At 30.3% G+C, this 19,097-nt stretch carries 19 protein-coding genes and 2 tRNA genes; 16 read left to right on the forward strand and 5 right to left on the reverse strand.

What is annotated here, in order from left to right; genetic code table 11:
• Positions 1 to 58 precede the first annotated feature (58 nt).
• Positions 59 to 547: a hypothetical protein gene (locus HALO113_RS05145; RefSeq protein WP_159778001.1), complete on the forward strand. Its 489-nt coding sequence runs from the start codon at positions 59 to 61 to the stop codon at positions 545 to 547.
• On the opposite strand, the gene era is transcribed toward HALO113_RS05145, so the two are convergent.
• Together era and HALO113_RS05155 are read right to left on the reverse strand one after the other, a co-directional pair.
• Positions 548 to 1,429 (reverse strand): GTPase Era, encoded by an 882-nt coding sequence (gene era / locus HALO113_RS05150; RefSeq protein WP_159778002.1) that lies wholly within the window; start codon positions 1,427 to 1,429, stop codon positions 548 to 550.
• Positions 1,422 to 1,574 carry a hypothetical protein gene (locus HALO113_RS05155; RefSeq protein ID WP_159778003.1) on the reverse strand — a complete coding sequence of 51 codons (153 nt, stop codon included), beginning with the start codon at positions 1,572 to 1,574 and terminating at the stop codon, positions 1,422 to 1,424. The genes era and HALO113_RS05155 overlap by 8 nt, the downstream gene beginning before the upstream one ends.
• Before the next feature lie 115 nt (positions 1,575 to 1,689).
• Here HALO113_RS05155 and HALO113_RS05160 point away from each other — a divergent pair.
• From HALO113_RS05160 to HALO113_RS05190, 7 genes are all read left to right on the forward strand, one after another.
• Positions 1,690 to 1,762: transfer RNA gene (locus HALO113_RS05160), tRNA-Met, on the forward strand.
• Between the two features lie 33 nt (positions 1,763 to 1,795).
• Positions 1,796 to 1,868, forward strand: a tRNA-Met gene (locus HALO113_RS05165).
• Between the two features lie 245 nt (positions 1,869 to 2,113).
• The gene (locus HALO113_RS05170) at positions 2,114 to 2,983 is read left to right on the forward strand and encodes an alpha/beta hydrolase (RefSeq protein ID WP_159778004.1); all 870 of its coding nucleotides are present in this window, start codon (positions 2,114 to 2,116) and stop codon (positions 2,981 to 2,983) included.
• 324 nt (positions 2,984 to 3,307) lie between these two features.
• On the forward strand, positions 3,308 to 3,772 hold the full coding sequence (locus HALO113_RS05175; protein WP_159778005.1) for a hypothetical protein: 465 nt from the start codon (positions 3,308 to 3,310) through the stop codon (positions 3,770 to 3,772).
• Between the two features lie 156 nt (positions 3,773 to 3,928).
• Complete coding sequence (locus HALO113_RS05180) at positions 3,929 to 4,501, forward strand: hypothetical protein (RefSeq protein WP_159778006.1); 573 nt, start codon at positions 3,929 to 3,931, stop codon at positions 4,499 to 4,501.
• A 282-nt stretch (positions 4,502 to 4,783) separates the two neighbouring features.
• The gene (locus HALO113_RS05185) at positions 4,784 to 5,215 is read left to right on the forward strand and encodes a DUF3997 domain-containing protein (RefSeq protein ID WP_159778007.1); all 432 of its coding nucleotides are present in this window, start codon (positions 4,784 to 4,786) and stop codon (positions 5,213 to 5,215) included.
• 457 nt (positions 5,216 to 5,672) lie between these two features.
• The gene (locus HALO113_RS05190; protein ID WP_159778008.1) at positions 5,673 to 6,533 is read left to right on the forward strand and encodes a CPBP family intramembrane glutamic endopeptidase; all 861 of its coding nucleotides are present in this window, start codon (positions 5,673 to 5,675) and stop codon (positions 6,531 to 6,533) included.
• A gap of 61 nt (positions 6,534 to 6,594) precedes the next feature.
• Here the strand turns inward: HALO113_RS05190 and HALO113_RS05195 are convergent, their stop codons facing one another.
• Positions 6,595 to 7,272 carry a YceI family protein gene (locus tag HALO113_RS05195; protein WP_159778009.1) on the reverse strand — a complete coding sequence of 226 codons (678 nt, stop codon included), beginning with the start codon at positions 7,270 to 7,272 and terminating at the stop codon, positions 6,595 to 6,597.
• Between the two features lie 256 nt (positions 7,273 to 7,528).
• Between HALO113_RS05195 and HALO113_RS05200 the strand changes: the two genes are divergently transcribed.
• Positions 7,529 to 7,750, forward strand: coding sequence for a hypothetical protein (locus HALO113_RS05200; protein WP_159778010.1), 222 nt, complete (start codon positions 7,529 to 7,531; stop codon positions 7,748 to 7,750).
• Between the two features lie 15 nt (positions 7,751 to 7,765).
• Here the strand turns inward: HALO113_RS05200 and HALO113_RS05205 are convergent, their stop codons facing one another.
• Together HALO113_RS05205 and HALO113_RS05210 are read right to left on the reverse strand one after the other, a co-directional pair.
• The gene (locus HALO113_RS05205) at positions 7,766 to 9,208 is read right to left on the reverse strand and encodes a DASS family sodium-coupled anion symporter (protein ID WP_159778011.1); all 1,443 of its coding nucleotides are present in this window, start codon (positions 9,206 to 9,208) and stop codon (positions 7,766 to 7,768) included.
• Positions 9,209 to 9,214: 6 nt separating this feature from the next.
• Complete coding sequence (locus HALO113_RS05210) at positions 9,215 to 10,138, reverse strand: hypothetical protein (RefSeq protein WP_159778012.1); 924 nt, start codon at positions 10,136 to 10,138, stop codon at positions 9,215 to 9,217.
• A gap of 78 nt (positions 10,139 to 10,216) precedes the next feature.
• Here HALO113_RS05210 and HALO113_RS05215 point away from each other — a divergent pair, with 78 nt between their 5' ends.
• From HALO113_RS05215 to HALO113_RS05245, 7 genes are all read left to right on the forward strand, one after another.
• Positions 10,217 to 11,713, forward strand: coding sequence for a PLP-dependent aminotransferase family protein (locus HALO113_RS05215; RefSeq protein ID WP_159778013.1), 1,497 nt, complete (start codon positions 10,217 to 10,219; stop codon positions 11,711 to 11,713).
• A gap of 121 nt (positions 11,714 to 11,834) precedes the next feature.
• Positions 11,835 to 12,665, forward strand: a complete 831-nt coding sequence (locus HALO113_RS05220; protein ID WP_159778014.1) for a T9SS type A sorting domain-containing protein — start codon at positions 11,835 to 11,837, stop codon at positions 12,663 to 12,665.
• Positions 12,666 to 12,683: 18 nt separating this feature from the next.
• Positions 12,684 to 13,697 carry a lamin tail domain-containing protein gene (locus HALO113_RS05225; protein ID WP_159778015.1) on the forward strand — a complete coding sequence of 338 codons (1,014 nt, stop codon included), beginning with the start codon at positions 12,684 to 12,686 and terminating at the stop codon, positions 13,695 to 13,697.
• A 12-nt stretch (positions 13,698 to 13,709) separates the two neighbouring features.
• Positions 13,710 to 15,074: a C4-dicarboxylate transporter DcuC gene (dcuC, locus tag HALO113_RS05230; RefSeq protein ID WP_159778016.1), complete on the forward strand. Its 1,365-nt coding sequence runs from the start codon at positions 13,710 to 13,712 to the stop codon at positions 15,072 to 15,074.
• Positions 15,075 to 15,084: 10 nt separating this feature from the next.
• On the forward strand, positions 15,085 to 16,227 hold the full coding sequence (gene iadA, locus HALO113_RS05235) for a beta-aspartyl-peptidase (RefSeq protein ID WP_159778017.1): 1,143 nt from the start codon (positions 15,085 to 15,087) through the stop codon (positions 16,225 to 16,227).
• Positions 16,228 to 16,245: 18 nt separating this feature from the next.
• The gene (locus tag HALO113_RS05240) at positions 16,246 to 17,550 is read left to right on the forward strand and encodes a porin (protein ID WP_159778018.1); all 1,305 of its coding nucleotides are present in this window, start codon (positions 16,246 to 16,248) and stop codon (positions 17,548 to 17,550) included.
• A gap of 2 nt (positions 17,551 to 17,552) precedes the next feature.
• Positions 17,553 to 19,097, forward strand: a complete 1,545-nt coding sequence (locus HALO113_RS05245; RefSeq protein WP_159778019.1) for a M14 family zinc carboxypeptidase — start codon at positions 17,553 to 17,555, stop codon at positions 19,095 to 19,097.

The raw sequence follows: 19,097 nt of genomic DNA on the forward strand, positions 1-19,097 counted from the left end.
TTCTACATTGATTTTTACTTTTTATTTTGTAAATTAGTAGGATAAACCACACTAATTTATGGATAAACAAATTACCCTTCGATTCCGTTTCTATTCCGTTGCCCACAAATCTATCGAAACTGTTTTGAAAGAATTTGAAGATTTAAAGCAAGAATTAGAGCCCAATTATAAAATTAAAATTCTAGACCATCATGTATGGCTTAGTTTGGGTGTATTAAAAAGAGAAAAATATTCTCCTCATCTTCATTTACAATTAGAACCCATGGAAGACGGAAACACTGCAGTAAATGGATTATATGGTCCTGATCCCGTATTGTGGACATTCTTCATCTTCCTGCATTTTTTAATTGGTTTACTCTTCTTTATCGCTTCCGTTTCTGCGTATTCCAAATTTAGTTTGCACCAAAAATTTCATATAGAAATCATTATTATAGTTAGTATGATTGCTTTATGGTTTTTTCTTTACTATTTAGCAAGAAGAAATAGAAGAAAAGGGCTTCCTGAAATGCAAAATTTACAAGAAATTATGGAACGAATAGTTAACTAATTATTTTTGGTTGTAACCAAATCGCCTCAACTGATTTAAATTACTCCTCCAATCTTTATTAACTTTTACATACGTTTCCAAATGAATTTGTTTACCAAAAAATTTCTCTAAATCTTCTCTAGCTTGAATACCTACTTTTTTCAATGCAGCTCCTTTATGACCAATGATAATTCCTTTTTGGGTATCTCTTTCTACCATAATAACCGCTCGAATACGTATAATGTTGTCATCTTCTTTAAACTCTTCGGTATCAATTTCTACAGCATATGGAATCTCTTTATCGTAGTTTAATAAAATTTTCTCTCGAATAGTTTCATTTACAAAAAATCGTTCTGGTTTATCGGTTAAAGAATCTTTAGGATAATAAGGAGGAGAAACAGGTAATAATGCGATAATGCGATCAAAAACAGCTTGCACATTAAAATTCTCTAAAGCAGAAATAGCAAAAATTTCTGCATTGGGTACTTTTTCAGACCATAAAGTTACTTGCTCTTCTAATTGTTCCTGATTAGACTTATCAATTTTATTCAATAGTAACAAAACCGGAATTTTTGAATGTACTATTTTATTAAAAAAGCTCTCATCTTTTAACTCCTTTTCCCCTATTTCAACCATATACACCAAGACATCAGCATCTTCAAAAGCATTTTTAACAAAACCCATCATCGAATTTTGCAATTCATAGGCTGGTTTAATAATTCCAGGCGTATCGGAAAGAACCATTTGAAAATCATCTCCATTAACAATTCCTAAAATTCTATGCCTTGTAGTTTGTGCTTTACTTGTAATTATCGATAAGCGTTCTCCCACTAAGGCATTCATTAAGGTTGACTTACCAACGTTTGGGTTACCGATAATATTTACAAAACCTGCTTTATGCATGAGATTTATTTTTTAAATTAAATTTATTGAACTGAATGTTCACTGGACATTTATTCCACTTTGTTTCATACAATTCGATTTTCAATCTCGAGTCTTCTCTTAATATCAAATCAATAATATTTACAAAACCTGCTTTATGTTCCATGAATCATTTTTTAAGCTACAAAGGTAGTCATAACAGTCGAATAGAAGAAATTTTAATTTTTTTCTTATTTTTTCTTGTTTTTAAATATAATCGTTGTATTTTTGCACTCACAAATCGCGGGATAGAGCAGTAGGCAGCTCGTCGGGCTCATAACCCGAAGGTCACTGGTTCGAGTCCAGTTCCCGCTACTAAGAAATTTTATTGAAATTACAAACGCACATCGCGGGATAGAGCAGTAGGCAGCTCGTCGGGCTCATAACCCGAAGGTCACTGGTTCGAGTCCAGTTCCCGCTACTAAAAAAGACTTAAGCAATCACTTAAGTCTTTTTTATGCAGTAAAATTTTAAAATATACTCTAAATGATGCAACTTTAACCTATTCAAACGTAAAATAAAAAAGTTATATTTGAGAAAATAAAAAACGTCAATTAACTTCGTATATACATCTATATTTGGGTAGATTGGCACTATTTTATAGTGTGTATATAGAAGTTAGCAGCAACCAAATCAACGGACAATAACAAATAATTAAAAACATAAATGAAACTTAAAAATTTATTCTTCTTTATTATTTCATTCTTTATTCCAAATTTATCCGAAGCACAAAATGAAAACCTTTCAATGAATGGACAAATTGTAAAATCTGCATTTAATAAAAAAGAATATCAGTTATACGTTTCACTTCCTTCAAATTATAATCCATCAGACACAATACATTATCCTGTATTATATGTACTAGATGCTAGCTATTCTTATCCTTTAATTTCTTCTATTCACAATTTACTAGATTCTAGTCAAGAAATAGAGAAAATAATAATTGTAGCCATCGGAGATAAAGATCAATCAAATCAAACTTGGATGTCGAGTAGGATGTCAGATTGTACACCTTCAAATGATCCAAATGTAGATGCAGAAATAGCAAATGGACTCAACATACCTAAATCTGAAGTAAAAACCGGAGGAGCAAAAGAATTTTTAGCAACTATCCGAACCAATATTATACCATTTATCAATAAAAATTACAAAACTAAAAATGATTATGGTATTTTAGGACATTCTGTTGGTGGTTTATTTGCTGGATATTGTTTAATTAATGCTCCGGATTTATTTAAAAGATATGGAATAAACAGTCCTTCTTTTCTTTGGAATAATCAAGAAATTCTATCTAATCAAAAAAACTTCATTACAAAAAATACCGAACTAAATGGGAAAGTTTTCATTTCCTATGGTAGTCTTGAACCTGAAATTATGCTTCCATCCATTAATTCATTTATAAATACACTGAAAGATCGAAACTACAAAGGATTAACATTAACTACTCAAATTTTTGAGAATGAAACACATACTTCTGTTGTAGCTGCTTCAACAAGTCGTGCTTTGAAAGTCTTATATGGAATTAAAAGAGAATAATGTATATATAAATCGGCAGCCGCTAACTGCCTTGCTTGTTGCACAACTAATCAAAGGTAATAATTCTAGATTTTCAATCATTTTTAAAAAATAACAAGTATTATAAATCAAGCGTTTACGATTTTATAAAAACAGAAAATTAAGCATTTAATAGAAAAACAGAAGTTGTGCAACAAGCACAAGCGGTTAAAAAAATGACTTGGTCAAGAATTTCCCGAAAATTGGGAGAATTTTCTAAAATAAGTTTATATTTGTTATGGCTTGATTATGATTCATACCTCTACTTGTAGCCGCAAAACATTTTAGCACATTTGAAAAATAACTATGAGCAAATTAAAGCCGCCTTTGAACAAAATACTTTTTCTACTTTTATTCAGCATATCATTTGTAAACCAAGCTCAAAATATTTTCGACGAAAAATTTGAAGGATGTAATACGGATAGATTTGCGACTGAAAAGGATGCAATTGAGGTTAGAGAAACTAATAAAGATTTAATCTATGTTTTAGCGAACAATTTGGAAACTGAGAATGTGAAGAAAATTAAAGGACTTCTGAGTTTTCAAATTATAGTTGACTTAAATGGAAAATCCTGTCTTCTAAGTGTGGATAATGACACAAATATTCCGACAAAAAAACTAAATCTTAAAGAAATAATTGACCAAAATCTGAACTGGGAAAAGCCGACTGAAAAAACTTCTGTGATAATAGCTATAATGTTCAATGGAGCATCAGTTGAGAAAAAAAGAATTGGAATGAGTAGTGAAAAAGGATTTCACCAGATTAAATAAAAAAAGTGTTACAACAATGTATAACACAATTTCGACGGATTCGAGTACCCTTCGACAAGCTCAGGGCTGACTAGAATCCACTCGGAATTGCTAACATCAGACTAAACTGAAAATTATTAATTTTAATCCCGTAACTGACGGTTATACAAGACCGTTATGCGTAAATTTATGACACGACATATCTACATCATATTGATAGCTTTTTTGACCGCTTGTGGGACACCATCAGCAGATAAAAAAGAAGCTGAAATTAATAGTGCAAAAATCGTTACAACGACCAATTTACAAACTAATGTTGCGACAGACATTAGTTTAGCGGAGGACACGACCGATTATAATAATGCAACTTATCTCGTAGTGGTTGCCGACACAAGCCAAGACTATTCAATGCTTCATAAAAAAATGTTTGACCTAAGTAGCAAATTAAAATTATCTATTGACACAATGGGACGCTTTTACAACAAGACAAAAAATCTAATTGCCCTGCCGGACAATGACGAAGATGAAATTTATGCAGGTGACTATTACCCAAGACGGTTCCCATCAGACAATTTGAGTTTAGAGTATTTGGACTTTTATCAGAGACCAGCAGGAGAAAAAACTATTGCATTGGTGACTGGAATTTATGAAAAAGAGAAAAGTGCAGATAGTGCGTTGACTGTTTTACAAAAGACAGAGAAAAAAGTATTTAAAATTAAAGCAGACATTTATGTGGGTTGTATGCACTAACAGAGAAAAAAAATCTACGCATAACAGGCTTAGCTGTTACACAAACATTTTTTCAAAATAACTCCAAAAAGACATATTATAAAACCTCTTTTAAAGCGATTTAAAGGAGGTTTATTAGTTATGGTTCAAAATATTGAAATTTGAATAACCAGCAATTTATACCTCTTACGTTTAAAAAAATATTTTGATTATATTTGAAGGTAGTTTATGTGTTTTTTTTATAAACTTACGTTATCACCAAGCTCACAAAATTATCTTTTAAAAAAGGCTTATTCTTTATCAATGAAAAAAATCATTTTTTTATCGTTATCAGCATTAGTAATTTTTCTCCTTCAAAGTTGTGGTCCTGGAACACAAGATTTTCAAAAATCGTTAACAAACAATTATAATCTCAACAAGAGTTCTTCTGCAAACATAATTATCTCTCCAAAAGAGGGCTATATAAATGAAGAAGAGATAATACCTACAAAAGTGGTTGGTGTAAATGTTTACGAAAACTATATCATTGCTCAAAGACTTGTCTTAGAAAATGAAAAACTAAATGGTAATATTTCTAATAATAAAATTGCAAAAAAAAATAGTTATGATTTCTGGATTATTGATTCAGAAAAAAAACAAATTTTAAAAAAATTAAGTTATTCCCAATTCTTAATTAAATGTGATTCGTTGAAAATTCCAAGGAGTATTAACCTTGTAGATATTTATACTTATTAAGCCTGCTGGTAAAAACCGTAACTATTACACAGCCCTAAATTTTCAAAAAAAACTAAATCACCTTGTTTATCTCTTAATTTAGAGATTTTTAAGTGCATCTTTTTTAGCAAAAGTTCAAAATATTAAAATTTAAATAGTTTACAAATCGAGTTTTTGAAGTTGTAAAATATCGTTTTTATAACAGGAAAGCATCTCCCTTGTTTTAAAGAAATAATTTAGGCTTAAACACTTGGTTTTGTTATGAAAAAACACAAGAAATGAGCTTCGCTACAGCTTTTGTGGGCTTCAATTTATACCTCTTTCGTTTAAAAAATTATTCTAAGTTTATTTGATCATAGTTTATGTGTTTCTCACAAACTAACATTAGCGATTAGCTAAAAAAAGAGAAATTAAAATCTTTTTTTGTAACAATTCTCCATTCTTTACGTCAAGTCATCAATCAATCAATCAATCAATTATGAATCAATTAATCAAAAAAATCTTGTATTTCCCAATTACAAAAATTATGTTGGGAATAATTATTTGCTTTTCCGTTTTTGTAGGAACTCAAAATTTTATTTTAAAACCGATAGGCTATAGCCTCATTAAAGACAAAGATTATGCCGACCCATTCATTCATATTCTTTCCTTTTTCATTTTATTATTTAGCTATTATTTCCTATTCCGTTTTTATGATAAAAGAGAAATAAAAGAACTTTCAACAAAATATTTATCAAAAGAAATGTTTGGAGGTTTTACAGTAGGATTTTTAACCATTTCATTGTCTATTTTTATTCTTTATTTATTAGGATATTATCAATTCATTGATATAACAATTGCTAATTATCCTATAAGATTATTTACAACTTTAGTGGTGGCCGCTTTTATAGAAGACCTTTTTCATAGAGGATTAATTTTGCGTGTAATTGAAAATTGGCTTGGTACTCACATTGCTCTTATAATTATCATGCTCATTGAAACTTCACACGTTTTTAATCCGAATGCTAACTTATTTAGCCTTTTTTTCGATTTGTGTTGGGGTTTTACAATGTCTATGCTTTTTATTTATACCAAAAGAATTTGGTTTCCCTTCTTTTTTCATCTAGGTTGGAATTTTGCGCAACCCTTTTATGGTTCAAACCTCACCGGACTAAATGATTTAGGAACTATTATTACATCTAAATTTGAAGGTCCAACTTTATTTACTGGTGGTGCAATAGGAATTGAAGGTTCAATTATAACCGTATTTTTATTATTATCCATTGGTATATTTCTTTATTACAAAGCTCATAAAGAAGGAAAAATCATGAAACGAAAAAACTTAAAATCAAGAATTTAGAAAAAAAAAGACATCCTTTTCAGATGTCTTTTTTAGTTAGATTATAGTTTTTAAAAAAAACTTATTTTGTTGCTTTTACATTTACACTAATTTCAATGTCTTTGCTAATCATCCATTCAGCTGGGTCTGCTTCTGTTGTACCAAATTTAATACCCCAATCTGCACGATTCACTGTGAAATCTGCTAAAATAGTTATTGTATTATCTACTACATCAATTTTAGCTGGGAAAGATACATTTAAAGTATTTCCTAATAAAGTTAAATTACCACTTAACATTTTATTTGCACCTGCTACTCCTTCTCCTTCAGCAACTGGCGCTGATAAATCTTCCACTTTTGTAATTTTGAAATCTGCTGTTTTGTTATTCTCTACGTTAAAAAAATCAGCATTTTTTAAATGTGCTTCTAAATCTGTTGCTTTTTTACCTTCTTCTGTAACAGAAGCTGGATCTACTTTTAAAGATTGCATATCGATAACAAAACTACCTGCATTTACAGCATCTCCAGAAACTGAAATTTCACCTGTTTGAATACTTAAAGTTCCCCAACGTGGAGCAAAACCTCCTTTGTGAAACGCTTTCCATTTTACTACAGAAGCAGTTGTATCTACTGCAAATACATTTTCAGTAGTTTCAGCCACTGCTTGTTCTTCTGTTGTTGTTGTATCTGTTTTTTTATCTCCACATGATACTAAAATAAATCCTGCTGCTACTAAAGCAAATAAACCTTTTTTTGTCATAATGTTAATCTTAAATTATTTTGTTTTTTTGAGTGTAACAAATTACGGAATTTAAAATGAAATCTAAAGTTAATCTAGATTAAGAAATGAACAAAAAATAGTTTTACTTGTATGTTTCATACATAATACCATTTTAAAACCATTTCGTTTATTGTTTTTTAATTTTATCTTCATAAACAACTAAACCTTTTTTAATTTAGATTATTTATCTTTGTTTAACGCCTAAATTCTTTTAAACAAAACAAATAAAACCTACATGAAAAAGAAACCTCATCAAAAACAAAGCGTTATACAAACTATTTTTTCTAATTTTAGAAAAAGATTGATTTTACCCAAAAACCATAATGATTTTGCTCATTATGAAATAAAAAAACAGGATAAAGGCTACTCAATTATCATTTATAACGAAAGGGACAGTAATAGAGAATTATTTTTTAATTCGAAAGAAGAACTGGATCGCTTTATAAAAACACTTTAATAATAACTATTTATTTTAGTTTAAATCCCACAAAAATGGTAATACATAATATCCAAAGAGAGCTATGATAACAATTGAAATAATATTCATCCAAATTCCTTTCCTTACCATATCTTCCACTTTTAGATAACCTGCACCAAAAACGACTGCATTAGGTGGTGTTGCTACAGGGAGCATAAAAGCACACGATGCTGCTAATGTTGCACTTACTAATAAGATATACGGATGTATATCAATGATGAGAGACAATGAAACCAAAACAGGTAATAACATAGCCGTTATGGCTGTATTAGAGGTGATTTCTGTAAGAAAATTGATTACTGCTATTAAAACGACTAACAATAAAATTATGGAAGCACCTTCTAATAGTGTAAGTTGGTCTCCAATCCATGCTGCTAATCCAGTGGTTTCAAACCCTAAAGCTAAAGCCATTCCTCCACCAAACAATAATAAAATTCCCCATGGCAAAGTGACTGCATCTTTCCAAGTCATGATAGCTTCTTTATCTTTTTTACTTGGAATTACAAAGAGAATCAAAGAAAAAAGTATAGCAATAATGGTATCGTCAATTTTTGGAAATAGCTTCACTAATACAAACGAACGCAATATCCAAGCTAAAGCAGTAAGTACAAATACTAAAAAAACCATTTTCTCTTGATAAGTTATAGGTCCTAATTTTTGCAATTGGTTTTCAATTTCTTCTTTTCCTCCAGGAAATTCTTTCTGTTTGATTTTGAAAGCAAATTTTGTTAAGTATAACCAACATATATATAGCAAAACGATGCTTAACGGAAAACCAAAAATAAACCATTGTAAAAAAGAGATTTCTATATTGTAAGTCTTCTGAATAACGCCCACTAAAACTAAATTAGGCGGTGTACCAATTAAAGTAGCCATGCCTCCAATAGAAGAACTGTAAGCAATAGCTAACATTAACATTTTACCAAAAAGAACATTTTCATTTTCTATTGTTGATGGATTGTCCTTTAAATGTTTTACTACTGCTATACCAACAGGCAAAATCATTACTGCTGTGGCAGTATTAGATATCCACATTGATAAAAAAGCTGTGGCTATCATAAATCCTAAAATGATTTGATTTACGTTTGTTCCCACCATTTTTATAATAGTTAATGCAATTCTTTTATGTAAACTCCATTTTTCTATCGCAATGGCAATAATAAATCCACCTAAAAACATGAATATAAATTGATGCCCATAACTAGCTGTTGTTTCTGTTAAAGACATTCCTCCACTTAAAGGAAAAAGAACAATGGGTAGCAAAGAAGTAACAGGAATATCAACAGCTTCTGTTATCCACCAAACTGCTATCCAAACGGTAGATGCTAAAACAGCAACTGCTTCGTCAGTTAGTCCTTTTGGATGAAATAATAATTTGATTAAAACAAATAATAAAGGTCCTAATACCAATCCTATCTTCTTCTTTGTTATTTCCATATATTTTTAATTAAAAAGTAAATATGCTGCATTTATTGAAGCTTTTACATAATCATGATCTGCATTTGGAACCAAATGAAAACTCCAATTAAATGATAAATTATTTGTGGTTGCATATTGTTGACAAAAGTTATAATAATAGGTTGCTCGTTCTTTTCTGTGTAACCCTTGTGCATCGGCAAAACTATTATGTCTTAATCCTGCTGCATTAGGATCATCATCATTTATTCCTACTTGCACAAATATTTTTTTATTTAAAAAAGCAGGCATGCTCATCGTTTCTAAAACCGATTGAGAAATACCATAAGGAAAATTAACGTTTGTATTGGGCACAGTGTACCATCCTCCTGCAGAAACTACAGATTTATTCACTCTAGCATTGGGTTTAAACATTAAAAAACGATGTGCAAACTGTCCTCCAGCTGAATGTCCATAAATATGATAAGAAGTACTCGTATTGCTCGTTTTATTTTTAAAAAAATCAAATAAAGGTTCAAGAATAGAAAAAGTCCATTCGTTCTCAGGATTTAAAGTATTTATTGATGGGTTATCTCCATCTACGTAAACATTTCCTAAATTATAACCATCTCCACCTGGGAAATTTTGCTCTGAAAACTCAGGAACAATAGCTATAAAACCATATTGCTCACACTGATTAACGATAGTATTTCTATAATCAATAGCATTTCTTTCGGTACCATGAAAAATTATAACCATAGGGGTAGAAGATGTAAGATTTTGAGGTATATGATAATACACTGCTAAGTTTTTATTAAAGGAATTGGTATTATATGCATAATTGATTACACCAGAACCAGATTGTAATTCGCTTTCAAAAGGAATTGAATTTTCTTCATTAACTTCATCATTATTACATGAAATTAAAAAAAAGGAACAAATAACGCAAAAAATGTAGTAATTAATTCGCATATCATAAATTTTAAGTAGTTTAAAAAAACAAAATAAATTTAAAAGCTTCTATATTTGTAATACCAATTATTACAGTAAATGAATACCAATCATAAATTTGCTTTACAAAGGGTTAAAAATGAATTTGAAATTCAGCAGCACAAAAAACCACACAATAGATATATAGTAGTATATCGCTCTATTAAAAAATGTATTGAAAAACTTGAATTACCACATGATTGGCTCCTTCCATCTACTAGATTGTTGGCCACTGAATTAAATTTGTCAAGAACTACTATTATTAAATCCTATGAATTATTACTTCTAGAAAAATTAATTGTTTCAAAAACAGGCTCAGGTTACCGGGTAAATTATTTAAATGAGGATACTAATAAAATAAAAAAGACACAATCGGTAATTCATCCCGATTTATATCCAAAAATTTCTGAAAAAGCCATATCTTATCTCAATAACATTTCTCTTATAAATAGATTATCTAATAAAAATTTGGCATTTTTACCAGGAGTTCCACCAGTAGATATTTTTCCTATTAATCAATGGAAAAAATTAATGAACACCTATTGGCGTCATGTTAAATCTTCTGGTTTATCCTATTCTCAATCTACAGGTTTACATGAATTAAAAAGAAGCATTTCTAATTATTTAAACATTTGTAGAAATGTAAAATGTCATCCTGAACAAATTGTAATTGTATCTGGATCTTTACAATCCTTATATCTTATTGCTAATACTTTACTCAACAAAAATGATAGTGTCGTTTTAGAAAATCCTATTTTTCCTAATGTGCACTCTGTTTTTAAAAGTTCACAAGCTAATTTAATTCCTGTTGGTTTAGACGAAGAAGGTATTCGCTTAGATGAATTAAAAAATATTTCAAATCTAAAACCAAAGATTTTACATCTAACGCCATCAAATCATTATCCGTTAGGAACTAAAATGACATTGCAAAGACGATTTGAAGTTTTACAATGGGCATCGGAAAATAAAGCCTTTATCATTGAAAATGATTATGAAAATGAAATTGCTAATTTAACTTCAAACATCCCTTGCATTTACAGTTTAGATAAAGAAGACAGAACAATTTACATGGGTACATTTAATCGTTTATTACATCCTTCTATTCGATTAGGTTATATGGTGGTTCCTAATTATTTAATCCAAGCTGTTGAAGCACTTCAAGAACATTCACATCGTTTTGTATCTCCATCACTGCAAATGGTAATGAATCAATTTATAAATAAGAATTATTTGTACCAACATTTAAAAAATGCCATAAACGAGGCGAAAGAAAGGCATGAGATTTTCATTTCTGAATTTCAAAAAGAATGCCAATCAATGTACATACATACTAAAGATTTTTCTAGTTTTCATATAGTAGCTTTGTTTAATAAAGAAACTACAATTGAACAAGAGAAAGAAATAATCAATCAACTCAATAATGAAAATATAACGGCTTACTCTCTAAGTAAATGCTATATTAAAGAACCTGTTCAAACAGGTCTGATTTTAGGATATTCTTCTGTAAGAACACAATTAATTAAAAAAGAAATAAAAAAAATGGGAAAAATATTATAAAATAGTAATCTTTTAAAATTGGTATTATTTTTTTTGATCAATTGGTTTCTTTTTCCAGAAAGTGATTATTCTATTTTTGGAACAGTAAAACAAACAATTCAAAATTAAAACCCAATTTATCATGAGAAAATATTACTTTTTTCTAGCTTTAATGATAAGCAACTTATCAATTTCCCAAGACCTTGAACTTAAAGGAATTATAGATTTTACCGTTCCTTCAGGAAGCAATAACGGTAAAGCCATTCATTTACATGTTATAAACGCTATTTCTGATTTAAGTGTATATGGTATTGGAGTTGCCAATAATGGTGGAGGAACAGATGGGCAAGAATACACTTTCCCAGCGATACCAGCAAATGCAGGCGATCACATTCTTTTACCAAGAAACACGGTAGCTATAGAAGCTTATTTAGAAAGTTTAAATCATTTTGCCATAGTTATTGAAGATGGCATTGCCACTCAAAATGGTGATGATGCAATTGAATTATTTTATAACGGCAATGTAATTGAAACTTTTGGAGATGTTGATTGTCAAGCTAGTGCAGATGGCGTTACTGTGACCTGTCCTAATTATCAATATTATGAAGATGCATGGGCTTACAAACAAGGTTCTACATGGATTTATGGTTCAGCTCAATGTACAGATAATTCAACAACTTCTTCAAGTTCAGCATGCCCCTACCCTTTTTTAGACCCCGCTTTATCAACTACTAATTTTGAGAAACATTCTTTTGTTGTTTTTCCAAATCCTTCCAATATGGGTCAAATTAATATATATCCCTCAATGGAAGGATTTAAAAACATTAGTATTTATGACACAAATGGCAGAAAAGTTTGGGAACAGTACACTTCCAATAATACCCTAAATATAAATACTATAAATAAAGGATTTTATATTATTAAAATTACTCAGGATAATAAAACTACTTCTTCTAAAATAATATTAAAATAAATTTAATCAAAAATATTTATGAAACTATATTTTAAAATTGCTTTAGTAGTCTGCCTATCATTGCTACTAACAAACTGTACTACTGATGATATAGAACCCACATTAATTTCTTTTGAAGTGTCTAACACTAACTTAAATGAAAATGGTGGAAATATTACAATAACAGCAAAGTTAAATGCAAACACTAACAATCAAATAAGTATTCCAATACTAATTAGCGGCTCAGCTTCTTTATCAAATGATTTTACTATATCAAAAAATGAAATTATTATAAATAAAGGTAATAGTTCTGGTGAAATAACAATTACTGGAATAGATGATATTCAAATTGAAGGAATAGAAACAATCATATTAAAGACTACAGCAAATGATTCTTACATTTTATTAAATGAATATTCTTTAGAAATCCAACTTTTAGATGATGATTCGGATTCAGACAATGATGGTGTTCCTGATTCTTTAGATGAATGCCCAACCGTTTTCGGAGAAATAGAGAATAATGGTTGCCCTTATCTTGGATTTCTTATTAATGAAATTTTATATGACCCAGAGGCAACATTATTAGGCGATGCAAATGGTGATGGAACAAGAGATGCGAATGACGACGAATTTATTGAATTTTATAATTCCGGACCCGCTTTAGACATTAGTGGCTATAAAATTTTTGATTCTACAGGATTAACTAATAATACACCTAGACATGTATTCCCTTCTGGAACTATTGTTCCTGCTAATGGAGTAATAGTAGTTTTTGGAGGAGGTAATCCTACAGGGACATTTGGAGGAGCAATAGTACAAACTGCTTCGGGTGGTCAAATTAATATTACTAATGCTGGAGATGTTATTACTTTACAAGATGGCTCTGGAAATACTATTACTACATTAGATATCGAACCGCTTTCAGATAATCCAGATGAATCTTATACAAGAAATCCAGATCTTACAGGTAATTTTACGCAACATAGTAGTATTCCCGAAAGCTTAGGAACATTATTTTCACCTGGAACTAAAATTGATGGTTCTTTATTTTAAATAAAAAGAGTTATGGAAAACATTATTGGTCCCATTATATCCTTGTTTTTTATAATAGTAACAGCACGCCTACTATTAAAAAGATACAACCCACATGCGGTATTATTAATCTCAGGATTAGTAATGTTAATCATGGCTCTTTTATTAAATTACAAATTACCTCAAATAAGTGATCCTTCAGGTTTTAGTGGATTTGATGTATTTAAATACATTAAAGAATCATTCTCAAAAACCAATGCAGATGTAGGGTTAATGATTATGATTATAGGTGGTTTTGTAGCTTATATCGAAAAAATAGGAGCTTCTAATTGCCTTGTATATGTTGCGATGAAACCATTAAAACTATTTAAAAAACATCCTTATCTTACCTCTACTTTAGTGATACCTATTGGTCAAATTTTATTTATTGCTATCCCTTCAGCTGCAGGACTAGCTTTACTTTTAATGGCGTCTTTATTTCCTATTTTGATTAATTTAGGCGTAAGTAAAACTACTGCCGCATCAGTGATTACAGCAAGTACCGCACTAGGGATAGGTCCAGCATCGGTGATTACGGCTAGTGCTGCCAATATAATTCAAGTTGATGCTGTTCTCTTTTTTATTAACGATCAAATTCTGATTTCTTGTATCATGAGCGTTGTAATGATGCTATGTTATTTTTTTGTTAATCGTTATTTTGATTCCAAAGAAGCCCAAACATCTGAAGCGTTAATAAACAAAGAACCAGAGTTGAAAGCACCCTTAATATATGCTTTGCTGCCTGTTTTTCCGATACTTTTATTAATTATTTTTTCTGAATTATTTAGTCTTTTTAAAGAACCAATTATTCTTGACACAACTACAGCAATGATTATAAGTTTAATCATCGCACTAATTTTTGAATGGGTAAGAACGGGTAATATAAAAGAAGTATTTGAATCTTTAAAAGTCTTTTGGGATGGAATGAGTACTATTTTTAAAGGAGTCGTAACTCTAATTATAGCTGCAGATATTTTTGCAAAAGGATTAATTAGCTTAGGCTTCATTAATGGACTTTTAGACATATCTCTTAACCTAGGATTGAACGCTACAGGAATTATTATTGTAATGACAATTATGATTTTTCTAGCATCTATGCTAATGGGTAGTGGAAATGCCGCTTTTTTTGCTTTTGGACCATTAGTTCCTAAAATAGCTAATAAACTAGGAATAAGTAGTACATCTATGATTTTACCAATGCAATTCTCTGCTTCCATGGGAAGAACAGTTTCTCCTGTTGCTGGTGTTTTAATCGCAGTTTCTGAAATAGCGAAAGTACCTACACTAAATATCGTAAAACGAAATTTAATCCCTTTAATCACAGCATTATTAATCATGTTGTGTTTTGAAATCATTTAACCTATGCACTATGTTGAAAATAATTAAAAATGCTGAAATATATGCCCCAAACTATTTAGGGAAAAAAGACATACTTATTGCTGGTGAAAAAATTGTAGCTATTGAAGAGGAATTAAACCTATCCATCAACAGCGTAACTACTATAGATGCAGAAAACAAAATTGTGACTCCTGGCTTAATAGACCAACATATTCATATTATTGGCGCTGGTGGAAAAGATGGTTTTGCATCCATGACACCAGAAGTCACATTAAATGAACTTATAGCTTGTGGCACAACTACTGTAGTAGGGCTACTAGGTACAGATGGAACTGCTAGAAATATAAGAACACTATATGGTAAAACCAAAGCGTTAGAACAAGAAGGTATTTCTGCATATATGTTTAGCGGTTATTATGGGGTTGATAGCGTGACGATTACAGACAGCATTCAGGCTGATATGATTTGCATTGATAAAGTTTTAGGATGCAAAATTGCAATTAGTGATATTCGTTCTTCTTATCCAACTGCAAAAGAATTATTAAGAAAATTAAGAGATGTGAGAGTAGGTGGCTCAATTGGAAATAAAAAAGGAATACTTCATGTTCATTTAGGAAATTTAGATTCTAAAATGGATATACTCTTCGAATTAGTTAAAAAATACCAATTTCCTATTGAGCACATCTCTCCTACTCATGTAGGCAGAACCAAACCTCTTTTCGATCAAGCAATCGCGTTTGCAAAACTAGGAGGCATGATAGACATTACAACTGGAGCATCAAAATATACCCATCCGCATTTATCTGTACTGTATGCTTTAGAAGAAGGGGTCAGCATAGATAATATAACATTTAGCTCTGACGGACATGCAGGACTAACGAAATTAGACAAAGAAGGAAATAATATGGGTTTTAAAAGCGCTCCTATAGATCAAAATATTTATGAAGTAATTGAATTAATAAAAAAAGGAAACATCAAAATAGAAGAGGCTTTTAAATTAATCACTATTAATCCAGCAAGAAATTTAGGATTAAAAAATAAAGGAAAAATAGACGTGGGCTTTGATGCAGATTTTTGTTTTTTTAACAAAGATTTTGTTTTACAAGACGTATTTGCAAGAGGAAAACAAATGATGAAGAATACAGAAATAATAGTTAAAAAAAGCTTTGAATAATAGTATAAAATAGTATTTATGAAACTTTTAAAAAGAATTACAATAATTGCTGTAATATTTTTCATACTACCATCTTATTCACAAAAAATAAAAATGGATAAATATGAGTTTGGTGAAGGATTACAGTTTAGAACCAGCGATGGTAAAGAATTTAGAATTAGCGGTTACCTTCAACCTTATCTTGAGACAAAATACTTCACAAATGGTGAAGATAAAGATCCTTACAACAGATTTAGAATGCGTCGTTCCAGAATTAAAATAGATGGAACTTCTAGCGACAAACGATTTAGCTATAGATTACAAGTGGATTTGAATGGTGCTTCAGAATTAGAGGATGCAACAGGAAATTATCTAATGGATGCTTTTGTTTCTTATGATATTACCAAAAAAATCAACATCGCTTTTGGTCAAAGAGCTACCTACACAGACAATAGAGAATTATTCATGACTTCAAATTCTTTGCAACTCATTGAAAGAAGTCGATTAACTTCTGCTTTTGCAACTATCAGAGAATTTGGACTTTTTGCACAAGGCGAATTAAGAACAGGTAGTTATTCGCGCATAAAACCTTATTTTGTAATTACCAATGGTGATGGTGCAAATGTACTTAACAAAGATCATGGTGGTTTAAAAATTGGAGGTAGAATAGATTATCTTCCATTTGGATTATTTACTAATATCGGTCAGTTTAAAGAACCAGATATTGTAAGAGAAAGAACACCTAAGCTTGTCATAGGTGCTAATTATAGTTTCAACAATGGAATAAGTAGTCGTAGAGGACAAGAAAGTGGTGCTATCTTATATTTAAATAACGAGAACAAAGAATCTTTACCTGACTTTACTAAATATGGCATTGATTTTCTATTTAAATACAGAGGTTTTTCTATATTAGGTGAATATGTAAAAACAACCGCATCCATACCTTCAGATATTACACAAAGAGTAAGAACAGACGGTACTACTTCAACAAGTTTCGATGTAAATGGAGTACAAGACATTGAGGCTTATATTAAAGGCAGAATGATGCTGGGTGAAGGATACAATTTACAATTTGGGTATTTATTAAAAAATGGCTTCTCAGTTGATGGTAGATATACACATCTTAAACCAGATACAAATTCATTTTTAAGTAATGCAACATTCTATAATCGCCCTAATTATTATACCATAGGACTTAGTAAATACTTATCACGCAACTACGGAGCAAAAATACAAGCTTCATTTACTTATGTAGATGGCTCTGAAGGAATCAATGATACGGAAGGCAATCCAATTGACAGCAATGAAATAATTGGCAGAATTATGTTAACATTCTCATTATAAATATGAAAAATTTAATACCCTATTTTTTTATGTTTTTCTTGAGTTTAACTTCAATATGGGCTCAATTTAATCCTCAATCAAAAAAAATCACTGAAAAATTTTTCCCTGATACAGATAAAATTAAAGATGTGACACCCGGATTAAAAAAGAACAAAGGCTTTACAAACTATGAAGAATTAATTTCTTTCTTAACTACTTTGCAGGAAGAGCATTCAGATTGGGTAACATTAGAATACATAGGAGCGTCTCAAAAAGGATTAAAAATTCCTTTAATAAAACTTACTAATCATAAGTTAAACCAAGAAAAATTAAAAATTTGGATTCAAGGTGGATTACATGGCAATGAACCTGCAAGTTCGGAAGGCGTTCTATATATTTTATATACCTTATTAAATGATCCTGAATATAAATATTTATTAAATAGTATTGAATTAGCGGTTGTTCCCATGGCTAACATAGATGGCTATTTAAAACAAAATAGATATGCAGCAAACGGATTAGATTTAAACAGAGATCAAACTAAATTAATGGCTCCTGAAAGTGTAGCTATTAAACAAGCTTTTTCAAATTTTGATCCCGAGGTAGGTTTGGATTTTCATGAATACAATCCTTACAGACGTGATTTTACCAAGCTTCACAACTATGGAATTGCTGCTTACTATGATGCTATGATGCTTTATTCGGGAAATTTAAATGTACCAAAAAACATTCGTCAATTAACAGAAACCCTTTTTGTTGAAAGTACAAGAAAAGAATTAGAAATAAACAATTTAACTTCAAGAGATTATGTATCTACAGAAGATTTTGAAGGAGAAATTCGCTTTAATAGAGGTTCTACAAATGCTCGATCTAGTGCTACTTCATACGCATTAACCAATACAATTTCAACTTTAGTAGAAGTAAGAGGTGTAGGACTAGACAGAACATCTTTCAAAAGAAGGATTTTCACCACCTTTTTAATTGGAATGAATTATATAAAAATTGCCCACAAAAATGCAGAGATAATTAAACAAGAGATTGCAAAAGCTAGATATAATATGGGGGAAATTACGGTTACAAGTAGTCAAGAAGTTTACAAGGACGATATTTTAGCGATCGATTTAGAAGCTGACGATTTAATCAAATTACCTGTGACTATTAGAGATGCTTTATTATCAAAACCAAAACTTGTTAGACCTCTTCCAGAAGCCTATATAATTAATCACAACCAGCCTGAAATAATTGAAAAAATGAAAGTTTTAGGAATTAAAATAGATACGCTCTCAGAAGAAAAACAATTTACTGTTGAATGCTATTTAATTAGTTCGATAGAAGACAATAGTGTTCCTTATGAAAAAATGAATTTACAAAAAGTAACAACTGAAATTGTAAATCGAGTAATACGATTCCCAAAAGGAACTTACATCATTTCTACTGATCAAAAAAATAAACCTATTCTCACAGAAGTATTGGAACCAGAAGCACCTAATAGTTTTATCAGCTTTGGGGTTTTAAGAACAAAACTTAATGAAGAACTACCAATTTACAGATTACTTAAAAAGAATTAA

It is taken from the genome of Flavobacterium sp. 9AF, from assembly GCF_902506265.1.
GTDB lineage: Bacteria > Bacteroidota > Bacteroidia > Flavobacteriales > Flavobacteriaceae > Flavobacterium.

Coding starts and splice junctions, on each gene's coding strand:
- HALO113_RS05145 (WP_159778001.1), top strand. CDS start 59: ATGGATAAACAAATTACCCTTCGATTCCGTTTCTATTCCGTTGCCCAC.
- era (WP_159778002.1), bottom strand. CDS start 1,429: ATGCATAAAGCAGGTTTTGTAAATATTATCGGTAACCCAAACGTTGGT.
- HALO113_RS05155 (WP_159778003.1), bottom strand. CDS start 1,574: ATGGAACATAAAGCAGGTTTTGTAAATATTATTGATTTGATATTAAGA.
- HALO113_RS05170 (WP_159778004.1), top strand. CDS start 2,114: ATGAAACTTAAAAATTTATTCTTCTTTATTATTTCATTCTTTATTCCA.
- HALO113_RS05175 (WP_159778005.1), top strand. CDS start 3,308: ATGAGCAAATTAAAGCCGCCTTTGAACAAAATACTTTTTCTACTTTTA.
- HALO113_RS05180 (WP_159778006.1), top strand. CDS start 3,929: ATGCGTAAATTTATGACACGACATATCTACATCATATTGATAGCTTTT.
- HALO113_RS05185 (WP_159778007.1), top strand. CDS start 4,784: ATGAAAAAAATCATTTTTTTATCGTTATCAGCATTAGTAATTTTTCTC.
- HALO113_RS05190 (WP_159778008.1), top strand. CDS start 5,673: ATGAATCAATTAATCAAAAAAATCTTGTATTTCCCAATTACAAAAATT.
- HALO113_RS05195 (WP_159778009.1), bottom strand. CDS start 7,272: ATGACAAAAAAAGGTTTATTTGCTTTAGTAGCAGCAGGATTTATTTTA.
- HALO113_RS05200 (WP_159778010.1), top strand. CDS start 7,529: ATGAAAAAGAAACCTCATCAAAAACAAAGCGTTATACAAACTATTTTT.
- HALO113_RS05205 (WP_159778011.1), bottom strand. CDS start 9,208: ATGGAAATAACAAAGAAGAAGATAGGATTGGTATTAGGACCTTTATTA.
- HALO113_RS05210 (WP_159778012.1), bottom strand. CDS start 10,138: ATGCGAATTAATTACTACATTTTTTGCGTTATTTGTTCCTTTTTTTTA.
- HALO113_RS05215 (WP_159778013.1), top strand. CDS start 10,217: ATGAATACCAATCATAAATTTGCTTTACAAAGGGTTAAAAATGAATTT.
- HALO113_RS05220 (WP_159778014.1), top strand. CDS start 11,835: ATGAGAAAATATTACTTTTTTCTAGCTTTAATGATAAGCAACTTATCA.
- HALO113_RS05225 (WP_159778015.1), top strand. CDS start 12,684: ATGAAACTATATTTTAAAATTGCTTTAGTAGTCTGCCTATCATTGCTA.
- dcuC (WP_159778016.1), top strand. CDS start 13,710: ATGGAAAACATTATTGGTCCCATTATATCCTTGTTTTTTATAATAGTA.
- iadA (WP_159778017.1), top strand. CDS start 15,085: ATGTTGAAAATAATTAAAAATGCTGAAATATATGCCCCAAACTATTTA.
- HALO113_RS05240 (WP_159778018.1), top strand. CDS start 16,246: ATGAAACTTTTAAAAAGAATTACAATAATTGCTGTAATATTTTTCATA.
- HALO113_RS05245 (WP_159778019.1), top strand. CDS start 17,553: ATGAAAAATTTAATACCCTATTTTTTTATGTTTTTCTTGAGTTTAACT.